Annotated in this window: 11 protein-coding genes and 2 tRNA genes; 8 read left to right on the forward strand and 5 right to left on the reverse strand. The window is 66.2% G+C overall.

The genetic code is table 11. The features are described from left to right. Position 1 precedes the first annotated feature (1 nt). Positions 2-1,288, forward strand: a complete 1,287-nt coding sequence (locus AC0CH8_RS10315) for a hypothetical protein (protein ID WP_465239806.1) — start codon at positions 2-4, stop codon at positions 1,286-1,288. Positions 1,289-1,359: 71 nt separating this feature from the next. Here AC0CH8_RS10315 and AC0CH8_RS10320 read toward each other — a convergent pair whose 3' ends face one another. After that, positions 1,360-1,827 carry an Lrp/AsnC family transcriptional regulator gene (locus AC0CH8_RS10320; RefSeq protein ID WP_204193179.1) on the reverse strand — a complete coding sequence of 156 codons (468 nt, stop codon included), beginning with the start codon at positions 1,825-1,827 and terminating at the stop codon, positions 1,360-1,362. 219 nt (positions 1,828-2,046) lie between these two features. Between AC0CH8_RS10320 and AC0CH8_RS10325 the strand changes: the two genes are divergently transcribed. Together AC0CH8_RS10325 and AC0CH8_RS10330 are read left to right on the forward strand one after the other, a co-directional pair. Next, the gene (locus tag AC0CH8_RS10325; protein WP_465239807.1) at positions 2,047-3,750 is read left to right on the forward strand and encodes a sensor histidine kinase; all 1,704 of its coding nucleotides are present in this window, start codon (positions 2,047-2,049) and stop codon (positions 3,748-3,750) included. Further along, entirely contained in the window at positions 3,747-4,733 is a 987-nt protein-coding gene (locus tag AC0CH8_RS10330; RefSeq protein WP_465239808.1) for a polysaccharide deacetylase family protein, read from the forward strand. The genes AC0CH8_RS10325 and AC0CH8_RS10330 overlap by 4 nt, the downstream gene beginning before the upstream one ends. On the opposite strand, the gene AC0CH8_RS10335 is transcribed toward AC0CH8_RS10330, so the two are convergent. Further along, complete coding sequence (locus tag AC0CH8_RS10335) at positions 4,730-5,089, reverse strand: Rieske (2Fe-2S) protein (RefSeq protein WP_465239809.1); 360 nt, start codon at positions 5,087-5,089, stop codon at positions 4,730-4,732. The two genes, AC0CH8_RS10330 and AC0CH8_RS10335, sit on opposite strands and share 4 nt — an antisense overlap. Before the next feature lie 88 nt (positions 5,090-5,177). Here AC0CH8_RS10335 and AC0CH8_RS10340 point away from each other — a divergent pair. Beyond that, positions 5,178-5,254 (forward strand) — tRNA-Pro (locus AC0CH8_RS10340). A 51-nt stretch (positions 5,255-5,305) separates the two neighbouring features. Here the strand turns inward: AC0CH8_RS10340 and AC0CH8_RS10345 are convergent. Further along, positions 5,306-6,070 (reverse strand): hypothetical protein, encoded by a 765-nt coding sequence (locus AC0CH8_RS10345; protein ID WP_465239810.1) that lies wholly within the window; start codon positions 6,068-6,070, stop codon positions 5,306-5,308. A gap of 667 nt (positions 6,071-6,737) precedes the next feature. Here AC0CH8_RS10345 and AC0CH8_RS10350 point away from each other — a divergent pair. Both AC0CH8_RS10350 and AC0CH8_RS10355 read left to right on the forward strand, forming a co-directional pair. After that, entirely contained in the window at positions 6,738-7,256 is a 519-nt protein-coding gene (locus AC0CH8_RS10350; protein WP_465239811.1) for a PEPxxWA-CTERM sorting domain-containing protein, read from the forward strand. A 100-nt stretch (positions 7,257-7,356) separates the two neighbouring features. After that, a tRNA-Ile gene (locus AC0CH8_RS10355) sits at positions 7,357-7,432 on the forward strand. Between the two features lie 158 nt (positions 7,433-7,590). Here AC0CH8_RS10355 and AC0CH8_RS10360 read toward each other — a convergent pair. Beyond that, the gene (locus tag AC0CH8_RS10360; RefSeq protein WP_204193187.1) at positions 7,591-7,857 is read right to left on the reverse strand and encodes a hypothetical protein; all 267 of its coding nucleotides are present in this window, start codon (positions 7,855-7,857) and stop codon (positions 7,591-7,593) included. A 141-nt stretch (positions 7,858-7,998) separates the two neighbouring features. Beyond that, positions 7,999-9,405: a M20/M25/M40 family metallo-hydrolase gene (locus tag AC0CH8_RS10365; protein ID WP_465239812.1), complete on the reverse strand. Its 1,407-nt coding sequence runs from the start codon at positions 9,403-9,405 to the stop codon at positions 7,999-8,001. A 222-nt stretch (positions 9,406-9,627) separates the two neighbouring features. Here AC0CH8_RS10365 and AC0CH8_RS10370 point away from each other — a divergent pair, with 222 nt between their 5' ends. Both AC0CH8_RS10370 and AC0CH8_RS10375 read left to right on the forward strand, forming a co-directional pair. Beyond that, a complete protein-coding gene (locus AC0CH8_RS10370) occupies positions 9,628-11,388 on the forward strand; it encodes a DUF6055 domain-containing protein (RefSeq protein ID WP_465239813.1) in 1,761 nt (586 codons plus the stop codon). Between the two features lie 107 nt (positions 11,389-11,495). Then, the gene (locus AC0CH8_RS10375) at positions 11,496-12,065 is read left to right on the forward strand and encodes a PEPxxWA-CTERM sorting domain-containing protein (RefSeq protein WP_465239814.1); all 570 of its coding nucleotides are present in this window, start codon (positions 11,496-11,498) and stop codon (positions 12,063-12,065) included. The last annotated feature ends 1 nt before the right edge of the window (position 12,066 follow it).

Here is a 12,066-nt window from a genome sequence, read left to right on the forward strand (position 1 = left end):
GATGAAGACGATCTCGAAGCTCGCGCTGGTGCTGGCGCTGACCGGTGTCAGCGGCCTTGCCCTGACGGTGCCCGCATCAGCGGCCAAGAAGGAAGAGAAGGCCGGCCCCAAGTACAGCCCGGAGGTCATGAAGGCCGCGCAGGTCGCGCAGCCGGCGATCGCCGCGAAGGATTTCGCCACCGCCGAAACCGCGCTGGGTCAGGTCGACGCCGCAGTGAAGACCGACGACGACAAGTATCTCGCCGCCGCTCTGCGCTACGACATGGAGAACCAGAAGCTGGTTCAGCAGCAGACCGCGAACCCGAATGCGCCGCTGAACGAGACCGCGCTGGCTGGACCGCTCGACGCGCTGATCGCCAATCCGCAGACGCCCGCCGCCGACAAGGCGAAGTACGCGTATCGCCGCGGCGCGCTGGCTTATAACGGCAAGCAGTACCCCGTCGCGCTCCAGTATTTCGCCCAGGCGAAGCAGCTCGGCTACACCGATCCGAACCTGAATCTTCAGATCACGCAGGCGAAGGTCAGCAGCGGTGACGTGGCCGGTGGCCTCGCCGACCTTCAGGAATCGATCAAGGCGCAGGTCGCCGCCGGTCAGAAGCCGCCGGAGGATTATTTCCGTTACGGCATCGCACGCGCGAACCAGGCGAAGCTGCCGACGACCAGCGACTGGCTGCGCAGCTACGTCACCGCCTATCCGACGGCGAAGAATTGGCGCGACGTGATCGTCACCTATGGTCTGTCGGGTAATTCGATCGCCAAGCTGACCGACCCTCAGAAGATCGACCTGTTCCGCCTGATGCGCCAGACCAAATCGCTGGCCGACCAGAACGACTATCTGGAATATGCCGACGACGTGCAGCGCCGCGGCCTGCCGAACGAGGCGCAGACCGTGCTGAAGGAAGGCATGGCGAACGGCAAGATCCCGGCCGGCAATACGCAGGCGAAGGACCTGCTGGCGGCGGCGACGACCTCGATCAAGGCGGACGGCCCGATCGCGCCGCAGGAGAAGCGTGCGACCTCGGCGGCGGACGGCAAGATCGCCGTTGCGACGGCGGACGGCTATCTGGGTCTGGAAAACTACACCAAGGCGGCGGAGCTGTACCGTCTGGCGCTGACCAAGGGCGGCGTCGATGCCGACGAGGTCAATACGCGTCTCGGTATCGCGCTGGTCCGCGGTGGTGACCGCGAGGGCGCGAAGACGGCGTTCGCGGCCGTAAAGGGCGCCCCGCGCACCGGCATCGCGCAACTCTGGACTGCATATCTGGAGGCTCCGGCGCCCACCGCCTGAGCTGTCCGACTGGACATTTCAAAGGGGACGGCAGCGATGCCGTCCCCTTTTTGCTGCCCGTTAGGGGCGTCCTATTCCTGCGGCACCGGCACGCCGGAAACCGACTTGGCGGTGCGGATCGTCAGCGAGGTCTTGACGCTGGCGACGTTCGGGGCGGGCGTGAGCTGCGTCGTCAAGAGTTCCTGGAAACTCTTGAGGTCGGCAGCGACGATCTTCAGGATGAAGTCGATCTCTCCGTTCAGCATGTGACATTCGCGAACCTCGGGGATCGCGGCGACGTGGTTCTCGAACGCGGTCAGGTCCGCCTCCGCTTGGCTGCGCAGCGACACCATCGCGAAGACGGTGATCGGGAAACCGAGCCGGGTCGCATCGAGATCGGCATGATAGCCGCGGATGGCGCCGGCTTCCTCCAGCGCGCGGACGCGACGCAGGCAGGGCGGGGCCGTCAGCCCGACGCGGTCCGCCAGCTCGACATTGGTCATGCGGCCGTCCGCCTGCAGAAACGACAGGATCTGGCGGTCGATGCGGTCGAGAGACATACTGATACACTCCGTCAATCGTTCGATTCGGGTTATAAAGCCCCCTTTAGCGATAATATTGTTGCCAACAACCGCAATTGTCCCACTATGTGACGTGCCGAAATGGATCGTTCCGTAACGTCAGGATCATCGTTAAGGAAACGTTACGAACAAGCCTCCCGCCGTCTGGACCTCCATTTGCGCTTCGACGACAGCCTCCGCACCGTCCTATCCGCCGACATGGCGACCGGTTTCGGTGCGTCCGCGGCGTGGCGGCAACTGGTCGATTTGATGGGGCGCGGCCGGATCGCGGCGGACGATGCCGGATTGGCGCGCTTGCGAATGCTCCGGCCCGATGTGCCGATGAGCGTGCGTGCCGCGAGCGGGCGGGCACTGGCGTTCACCCGTCCTCCCGCCGAGCTCGTCGCGCTGTTCGCGGAGGACGAGCTGATGGTCGCCGCGCCGGTACTGCGGATGGCGGAGTTGGATGCCGCGGCGTGGCTCGCACTGCTTCCGCGCCTGACGCCGCCGGGCCGCGCGGTGCTGCGCGGCCGACGCGATCTGCCCACCGAGGTCGTGCGCGGGCTGGAGAGCTTCGGCAGCGTCGACTTCACGCTCGCCGATCAGCGACCCGTCGCTTCGGCTTCGCCGACGATCGTACCCGCCGCTCCGCTGTCGCACACGCCGTTCGTGATGCTGGGTGATGTCGCGCGTGGCTTACCGGTGGTCGCCGAGGCGCTCCGCCGCGCGGAGGAGCCTCCGGTTGCGGATCCGGAACCCAGCTTCGCGATCAGCGACATCGTCGCGCGGATTGACGCCTTTCGCCGCGAGCATCCTACGCCAGATCCGGTCAATACCCTGGAAACCCGGACCAGCTTCCGTTTCCTCACCGACGCTACCGGCGTGATCCGCTGGGTCGACGGTGTCGGCCGCGCGGGACTGGTCGGGGTCGGGCTGGCCCGATCGGGCCGGCAGGGGATGGTCAAGGTCGATGCCGGCATCGCCGCCGCACTGCGCCGCCGTGCACGCTTCGCCGATTTGCGATTGGAGATCGACGGCGCAAGCGACGCGGCCGGGTCCTGGCGCGTCGCGGGCATGCCCGATTTCGACCGCGCCACCGGCCGGTTTACCGGTTTCGCGGGCACTGCCCGCCGCCCGTTCCGCCACGAAAGCGCCGCTCCGGTCGAGCCCCGTCGCTCGCCGGCCTCGGACTCGCTGCGTCAGTTGGTGCATGAACTGCGGACGCCAGCCAACGCCGTCGCCGGCTTTTCGGAACTCATTTCCGCGCAACTGATGGGGCCGGTGCCGGAAACCTATCGCCAGCGGGCGGAACGGATTGGGCAGCAGGCATCGGACCTGATCGCGGCGATCGACGATCTCGATACCGCCGCCCGCTTGGATGGCGCGGCGCTCGACCTGCGGCCCGCCGCTGTCGCGCTGCGTCCACTCGTGAAGCGGATCGCCGACGATCTCGACGCGCTGATCTCGACGCGGGGTGCGGTGCTGGCGTTCGATCTGGCCGACCTGACGCTGGACGCTGACGAACCCGCCGTCGAGCGCATTTTGGCCCGGCTGATCGCCACGCTGGTGGCGGCGACAGGCGCGGGGGAGCGGATCGGCGTCAGCGCGATCGCGGCGGGCGCGACGGCGTTGATCCTGATCGACCGCCCCCGGGCGCTCCGCGATCTGGTGGGAGAGGCGCTGTTCAGCCTGGACGATGGCGGCGACGCGGATGACATGGGCGCACCGTTGCTGGGCGCCGGCTTCACGCTGCGGCTGGTCCGCAATCTCGCTGCGGAACTGGGCGGTTCGCTCACGATCGGCGCCGACCGCCTGACGCTGTCGCTGCCGGCGGTGCGGGACGCGGCCCTTGGGGATCCGGCGGTTCGCGACGAGGTCGTGGGACACGCCCCTTCGGGACAGGCGTCATCCGAACTACGGTGAGCGACGCGCCGTTCCGGGTGGCCGCAGCTCGTCCGGAGGAGCGGATCGCGTGGCCGGAGTCGTTCGGCACGCGGTTTTTGGTGACCGTGGATGTCGAGGAGGAGTTCGACTGGTCCGCCCCGCTCGACCGTATGCAGCGCGCGACGACCGCGCTGTCGGCGCTCCCCGACGCGCACCGCCGCTTTGCCGGCCACGGCGTCGCGGCGGTGTACTTGATCGACCACCCCGTCGCGACCGATCCCGCAGCCGCACCGATGCTGCGCGAGATGCTGGCGGATGGACGCTCTGCGATCGGCGCGCAACTGCACGGCTGGGTCAATCCCCCCTTCGACGAACCCGATGCCGCCGCCGCCAGCTATCCGGGGATGCTGCCGGAGGGGCAGGAGGCGGCGAAGCTCGACGTGCTGACCGCCGCAATCGTCGCCGCGACGGGTGCGCGGCCGCTGGCCTATCGCGCGGGACGCTACGGCATCGGACCCCGCACGTTGCGGCTGCTCGCGACGCGCGGCTACCGCGTCGATAGCTCGATGCGCAGCGGCTATGATTACGCTGGGCAGGGTGGCCCCGATTTCACCGCGGTCGGCCCGCATGCGTTCCGACGCGGGGACATGCTCGAACTGCCGCTGACGACCGTCTTCACGGGCGCGGCGCGGGCAGGGGGCGCGCGCCTGCACCGCGGGCTCGGCCGCTATGGGCGCGGCGCGTTCGCCCGCGCGGGTTTGCTCCAGCGCGTGGCGTTGACGCCCGAAGACATGCCGGTGGCGGCGGCGATCGCGGCGATCGACCGGGCGACGGCCGATGGCGTGCGGCTATTGACGCTGTCCTTCCACTCGCCGTCGCTGGTGCCGGGGCACACGCCCTACGTTCGCGACAGTGCCGATCTGGCTGCGTTCCATGATTGGTGGGATCGGGTGTTCGCACACCTCGACCACCGAGGCGTCGCGCCAACGACCTTGGTGGAGATAATCGCCGCCGCCGATTAAGCGGTCACGATCTGTCCCTCCGCAACCGCGACCGGCCACGGCGTCAGCCGCTGCCCCGTGCACGGCCCGCCGACGCATTCGCCCGTGTCGATCCTGAACAACGCCGAATGCCAGCTGCACGCGATCAGCGAGCCATCGGGCGTCAGATACTGGTCAAGCTGCTGCGCCATCGGCACGCCCATATGCGGGCACCGGTCGACATAGCCGAACACGGCCTCGCCCCGCCGCACGACGAAACCGTGGAAGCGCCCGGCACGAAGTTGCAGCACGAAATTGCGCGCCGCGCCGTCCGCGATCGTCGCCAGCGACCCCAACCCCACGCTTGCGGGCGTCGCGAATACCCTCTCGTCGCTCATAGGGGAGGGGTGGCGACGCGCATCGACGCTGTCAAACGACGATGCGGCTTGCCTTACCCGCCCCTTGGTGGCTAGGGCCACTCAGCGTCGGGGAGTGGCGCAGTCCGGTAGCGCGCCTGCTTTGGGAGCAGGATGTCGCAGGTTCGAATCCTGTCTCCCCGACCACTTTTGGCCAGTTCTGGGATAGCGCTGCTGTGGCGGTCTACAGACTCAGGTTCATTTACGCTGGATGTTGAGTGCAACGCCGCTCAGGAACCCGCCGACGCCGGGGAAACCGCAGGCCGTCAGAATGCCGAGTAGCAGGGCCGAGCAGGCATACGGCATCGGGTCATCGCGAAGCTTTTTGGCGGCTCGCTTGGCGAACATGGATGCTTCGACGGGTAAGCCACTTCGAAAGACTTGATCTAGAATCCCGTCGTCGGCAGCCCGAATGATCTGGCCGAGGAGGTCGTTCAGCGACCGCAGCGCTCGAATGGCTTCGACGGTAGTGTCGATCTGCGGTCCGCCGTTGTGTCCAGGGGTATCCAGATCCTCGATTAGTCGGTCGATTGCAGCCCGAGCAACTGGCAGGAGCGTCCGCACCGCTGCGGTTCGAGAAACAGCGCTGGATGCACCCGTCCACGCCGAGGAGTCGAAAGCCGTGCCGGTGGGCGGCATTACGTAGCGATCCGGTCGCTCCGCTTCATCTAAGGCCGGCTGAAACTGACGACGTACCTCGGCACGTCGTGGCTCCCATGAAGAGTCGAAGGTCTTGAGCGTGGGCCAGAGGCTTCCAAGATCTCGATGCCGTCGTACAAATTCTGGAACAACATCTTCGTATTTCGGCTCGTTCATCAGCGCGGTTCGGAGTTCTTTATACTCCGCGTCGATCTCGGCGTCGCGCGTACCCTCAACTGCCCGTAGGAGCACGTTCTGAAAATGCAGCAGGAATTCGAGTTCGTTTTCAAACGGCTTTGGGCGCTGTGCGAGATCAAGGGGCATCGGAGCACGTTATGATGCTCTTCACGGAGAGGGAAGGCGACGATCTTACACGTCTGCCGTGCAATAGGAGCCTTTGGGGAAATCGCCCTTCTTCGTTGTGTGGCGCGTTCGGTTGGATGGATGCGCCTCAAGAGGATGTGCGACGGGAGATGTGTCTCGCGCCCACCGACCCTTCGCAGATCGTAGACGCCCACTTATCGGCGAATTAAGCTCTGCCGATGGCTCCCTTTGACGACTCCGCTGATCCGGAACTTGGTGCGGCGTGCAACCGGCTGGCAGCGTGGGTCGAGGCGCTGCCGGCTGGCGCTCTCATCGATGCGGGGTCTGGTCTCAACGAACGCGATCTGGCGCTCATCCTTCGGCACCTGCATCGCACGCGGCTTGAGGGCTCGACCGACACTTCAGCCAGGGAGGAGGGGCGGCGGTCCGGGCGTTCATCGGTTCCCATTACAGCCCGGGACTGATCCCGTCGTTCGACTGCATCCCGGCACGCGGAGATCGCGTGCGGCACGTCTTTATCCCGACCCCGGCATCCGCCCTCCCGACTGTCCCACATCGGTGGCGCGGCGCATCTGTACGCGTGGAGCGATTTGGGGTATGCCTTCATGCGATGTTAAGCTTCGGATCACGCACGGCAGCCATGGTCTTGGCAACGACCGGCTTTGCCGTGGTCGCACTGGCTGTGCCCGCGGTGGCCGCAGCCGCCGTCGACAGGCCGAAGCCGGCTGCGGCGGTGCAGTGTGAGCGGGGCATTGATACCGCGGCCTGCCGTGCGATCGAGGACCGGCATGTGTCGGGTGTCCGGCTGCGTCGCGAGGCGGATCAGTTGACCTTCATGCGTGCCAGCGATGCGCCCGGCGTGGATGTCGCCTTTTCCGGCAAAGGCGCGGACCGCGTCGACGACGGTGACGCCAAGCTGGTCGGATCGCTGTTCCCCGATTCCGTCACCAAGGCAGGATCGTTCACCGGCACGATCACGAACGCCGCGAACCAGACGTTCGACTTCGCCGTCGCGACAGCGCCCAGCGTATCCGGCACGATCGCCGCGGTGCCGGAGCCGGCGGGCTGGGCGACGATGATCCTGGGCGTGGGGCTGCTGGGGGGCGTGCTGCGACGCCGTATCCGCCTGTCGGAGGCGCGCTTCGCGGAGAAGCTGCGCCGGATCGAGGCTGGCGAGAGCCTGTAGCGCTTTTACGCGCCCATCGCGCGATCGTTCGGGAAACCGCCGTCAGCGATGCCGGCGGTCTTTTTTTGCGCGGGCGACTGCGCTACCGCCATCCGCGGTGGGGCCTGTAGCTCAATGGTTAGAGCTGGCCGCTCATAACGGCTAGGTTGCGGGTTCGAGTCCTGCCGGGCCCACCAACTTCCTTCTGACGCGCTGTGAAAAAGGCACTGGAGCCGCACGACGGGGCCGGCATCCCTCGCCGTGCCCACACTGCACACGCACGAAAAAGGGCGCCTCCCAACGGAAGCGCCCCCTCGACGTGCAGTCGTACCGGGTCCGGGGACCCGATGCGGCATTACTGCATGTTGTCTGCCTTCTCGTCGGCTGCGTCACGGACGTTGTCCGCTGCCGAGTTCATGTTGTCGGCGGCGTTCTCAAGCGCACCGGCAGCCATCGAGTTGGAGCTGTTGTCGGCCATGGCGTCCATGTTGTCGGCAGCCATTTCCATGTTGTCCGCCATCATGTCGGCGTTGTTCTCGACGGCAGCCGCCTCAGGCGACTTCGAGCAAGCCGCCACGGACATCAGGCCGGCGGCAGCGAGAACGAAAGCGATCTTCTTCATTCAAATGCTCCCAAGCATAGCAATCCTCGCGGCCGACCCGATCGCCGTCGCGAGCCGGTGTGCATAGCGGACCGGTCCCCCCGGTCAATGCACAATTCATCGCAGCGCAACCTTGCCGACACCGTTTCGCCGCATTTCCATTTAACCGCGCGGGGTTACCGGCCCGATCTCTTCCGGTGCGTTGGCGACGATCGACAGCATCGTGGTCCATGCGGCGACGTTCTGCTGCAACTGCGCCGGATCGATCCGGTCCAGCGTATCCTCCGGCGTGTGATGCCAGTCGAAATAGCGCAGGCCCGACTGGTTGAGGTCCACGCCCGCGACGCCGGTGCGGATGACCGGGCCGATATCGGTGCCATCCCCCGCCAGCGCGGTGCCGCGAACGATGCCGAGCGGGGCGAGCGCCATCGCCAGCCGGTCGCCGACCGGCTTGGCGGCGTCGGCGAAGTTCGTCTCCACCCGCCACACGCGGTCCGCACCGAAATCGCTTTCGCTGGCGGTGGCGTGGCGCTCGCCCTTGTGCGCCTCGGCATAGGCCTGTCCGCCATAGCCGCCGGTCTCCTCGTCGCCGAACCACACGACGCGGATCGTGCGCCGCGGCCGGCCGGCGTCCATCACCAGCTTGGCCGCCGCGGCGGTGATGGCGATCCCCGACGCGTCGTCGATCGCGCCGGTGCCGAGTTCCCAACTGTCGAGGTGACCGCCGACCAGCACGATGCCGGCATCGCGGTCCGTGCCCGGCACCTCCGCGACGACGTTGCCCGACTGGCGATCGCCGACGAAGCGCGGCGTCAGCACGAGGCGCAGCGTCACGGGCTTGCCCAGCTTCACCATGCGTTCGAGGTTCTCGGCGTCGGCCACCGACAGCGCGGCGGCGGGGATAGGAGTGACGCCGGCTTCGAAGTTGGTCGTCCCAGCATGCGGCCCGCGGCCGTGATCGGTGCCGATGGAGCGGATGACGAGCGCCGCCGCGCCCTTCCTGGCGGCGACATTGGGGCCGACGAAGCGCGCCGAACCCTGGCTGCCATAGCTGGAGCCGTCCTGCGTCGGCTGCATCGCGTTGGAGACGAACGCGATCTTGCCGCGCAGACTGCCTTCCGGCGCGAGCAGCAGATCGTTCAACGTCGCGAAGTACACGACAGGCGCGGTCAGGCCGTTCGCCGGTGTCGCACCGGAATTCCCCAGCGCGGTCAGGCGCAGCGGCTGTGGATAGGGGGCAACGACCTCGCCGGTTTCGGCCCCACGCTCCCACACATTGTGCAGCGTGTACGGTTCGATGCGGACGTTCCTGAACCCCATCGCCTTCAGTCGCGCCACCGACCATTCGCGCGCGCGCGCCTGCGCCGCAGAGCCGCCGGGCGGACGTGGGCCGATCTCCGTCGTCAGTCCCTCGACGATCGAATAGGCACTAGTGTCCGCCAGCGCCTTGTCCCGCAGCGTGGCGATCTTTGCGTCGAGGACGACCGGTGCGGGCGTGCTGCGCTGCGCCTGTAGCGGCATGGCGGTGCCGAACAGCGCGAGCAATAGGGCAGGGCGTCGACGGATCATGCGAACTTTTCCTCTGGATATGCCGGTAACCTAGCGACCACCGCCTCGGGACGCCACCGCTCGACACCGGTGAAGTGAAAGATCCGAAAAGTTCACCAGTAATAGCGATTGTCACTGGACTCCCGCCGATCTTACATGAAGTATACGTTATACGAGACGTTGGGGTGGGGAGCGAATATGAAGCGGAGAGCCATTCTCGCAGGTACGGCCATGCTTGCCGTAGTGAGCGGATGTAAGGACGATGCGGATCAGCCAGCGCCCGCGATCGGCCTTTCCAGCTTCACGCGTGCCGCTGCCGATACGACTGCGTTCGGCTGTCAGGCACGATCGACCCGTTTGCCCTGGGGCACGCTGGAGGCGCGGACTTGGACGCCGCGGCTGGCCTCCCAACCGGCGAACCCGGCAGGCAGTTTGGCGCAGGCCTATGGACCGCCATTCTCGGCTCGCCTGATCCAGGCCTATGCCGACGATTTCGGCGAAGAGCGCCGCACCGTCATTCTCGAACTGGAAGATGGCTGCCGCCGGCAGTTCCGCGCCGATTCCCTGTCGGATGCCGACAACGCGGTAATCTCCTCCGAGATGGCGCGCCATCCCTATGCGCCAGACCCGGCGACCTATCGCATCCAGTATTCCAGTCCGTTGACCTCGCCGGAGCTGGTCCGCAGCGGCGAGTTGCGGCTGCTGGAGACCCAGCATTTCGCCATCTGGTACGGCAACGGCGACGATAGTCGCTACGATTTCCATCGCACCGTTACGGCGCAGGGGCGGACCAAGGCCGAGGCGCTCCGTGACATCGCGGATCAGATCGAGCGGCAGTGGCTCATCAACCGCGACGTGATCGGCGCACCCATGCCGTTCGCCGACAGCGCCGACAAGCAGAAGCTGAACATCTTCATCTGCGGTACGGGTCGTCCGAATGCGGGGGGCGATTTCAACGAGTGTGGGGCCTCTGCCGGCGAGTCGATGGGCATCTCGGGCTGGGGACTCGGCAAGGGATCGATGGTGCTTGCGCACGAGTTCGGCCACATGATTGAGTTTTTCACAGGCGGTTTCCGCGGCCGGGCGGAGGCCGGGCCGATCTGGGAAACCGGTGCCGAATGGACGGCATTCGCGGTCAGCCCGCATTTCAATACGTCCCGCTATTATATGGACAATCTCGAGAACGGGCCCCTGTTCTCGATGTCGCGCTATGAAGCGTATCCCTTCATGAACTACCTTTACGAGAACGACCGCACGCGGGCGCTGACGTGGAACGCGTGGAGGACATCGGTTCAGGCAGGTGCCTGGTCCAACCTGACCAAGGACTTCGTCGAAACCCTGGTCCCGCTGGGGCAGAAGACCGGGGCTTATCCGCAGGGATATGTTTCGTTCGCCGACGATATGGGATGGTACGGTGCCCGGCTGGTGACGATGGACTTCTTCAACCAGCGCAACATGCGTGATGGTTTGCGCCCGACACCGACCACGAACTCGTTGGCGCATCTTTACACGCCGCTGGCGGGGGGCGGGCAGGCGTCCGTATATGCTTCTCCGCGCGAACGCCCGCTTTTGCAATGGGGTACGCATCTCGTCCCGCTGACTGCGGGCGGCACCACGGTCAAGGTCACGCTGACCGGCAGGACGACAGCGACTTCGGCGGCGTGGCGGTTCAGTATCGTCGCGGTCAAGGACGGCGACGTTCCGGTCTATTCCGCGCTCGGCAAGGCCGCGGGGACGGCAAGCGGCAGTACGTCGCTGGCTGTTCCGTCGGGCACCAAACTGTATCTCGCGGTCACCGCGACGCCGTATCGCTATGAGTCGCTCGGCTGGCAGAAGAACGACGACCCGCCGAAGGGAACGCAGTTTCCGTATAGCGTGAAGATAGAGGGTGCGATCCCGCGGACCGGTCCCGTCCAGGCATGCGATCCGGAGATGGAGCCGGGTACGTGGTCGATGAACTACCGCCTGAACGGCAACACGGATGAGCCGAAACCCTGCTCGTGAACGCCGCGGCCCTTTATGCGCCGCCAGTACCGCGGCGAATGAAGGGCCGGATTCAACCGCAACACGGGTCGCCAGAACGGTCGGTCCGAAAGACAGGAAGACATAGAATGACGATGATGACGAAACTGGCCTTCGCAGTCGCACTGTTGGGATCGGCGCCTATGGCGCAGGCCGCTACGCTGAATATCGGCCCTGTGCGGGGCGAAGCTCACGGCACCCAGGGCACGACCGGCAACACCGTGCTGACCTACAATCTGGGCGCCAATGCCCATGTCACGAACATCGCCTATACCCTGACGTTGACCGCGCTCGTGCCCAGTTGGCGTTGGGACCACGTGATCCGGTTCGGCGGCAGCAGCTCCTACGATGTCGAATTCAAGCCAGCCTATGATCTGCAACAGCCCGGAACCGATACGTTCACGGGCACCATGGACCTTGCGGCGGCGGGAATGGATTTTTTCCTGATGGGAGACGGCGTGTTCAAGCTGGAGTTCCTGGACTCGTTCGAAACGCGTGGCCTTACCGCCGTCTGGGATGATGTCAGGATCGGCGTGACCTATCAGCCCGGTATCGGCGCGGTCCCGGAGCCTGCGGCATGGGCGCTGATGATCGTCGGCGTCGGTGCGATCGGCGGGCGGATGCGCCGGCGGCCGCGCACGACGGTGTCGTTCGCCTGAT

The sequence above is a fragment of the Sphingomonas sp. AC435 genome (assembly GCF_979253005.1).

Coding starts and splice junctions, on each gene's coding strand:
- AC0CH8_RS10375 (WP_465239814.1), top strand. CDS start 11,496: ATGACGATGATGACGAAACTGGCCTTCGCAGTCGCACTGTTGGGATCG.
- AC0CH8_RS10320 (WP_204193179.1), bottom strand. CDS start 1,827: ATGTCTCTCGACCGCATCGACCGCCAGATCCTGTCGTTTCTGCAGGCG.
- AC0CH8_RS10325 (WP_465239807.1), top strand. CDS start 2,047: ATGGCGACCGGTTTCGGTGCGTCCGCGGCGTGGCGGCAACTGGTCGAT.
- AC0CH8_RS10315 (WP_465239806.1), top strand. CDS start 2: ATGAAGACGATCTCGAAGCTCGCGCTGGTGCTGGCGCTGACCGGTGTC.
- AC0CH8_RS10360 (WP_204193187.1), bottom strand. CDS start 7,857: ATGAAGAAGATCGCTTTCGTTCTCGCTGCCGCCGGCCTGATGTCCGTG.
- AC0CH8_RS10335 (WP_465239809.1), bottom strand. CDS start 5,089: ATGAGCGACGAGAGGGTATTCGCGACGCCCGCAAGCGTGGGGTTGGGG.
- AC0CH8_RS10365 (WP_465239812.1), bottom strand. CDS start 9,405: ATGATCCGTCGACGCCCTGCCCTATTGCTCGCGCTGTTCGGCACCGCC.
- AC0CH8_RS10345 (WP_465239810.1), bottom strand. CDS start 6,070: ATGCCCCTTGATCTCGCACAGCGCCCAAAGCCGTTTGAAAACGAACTC.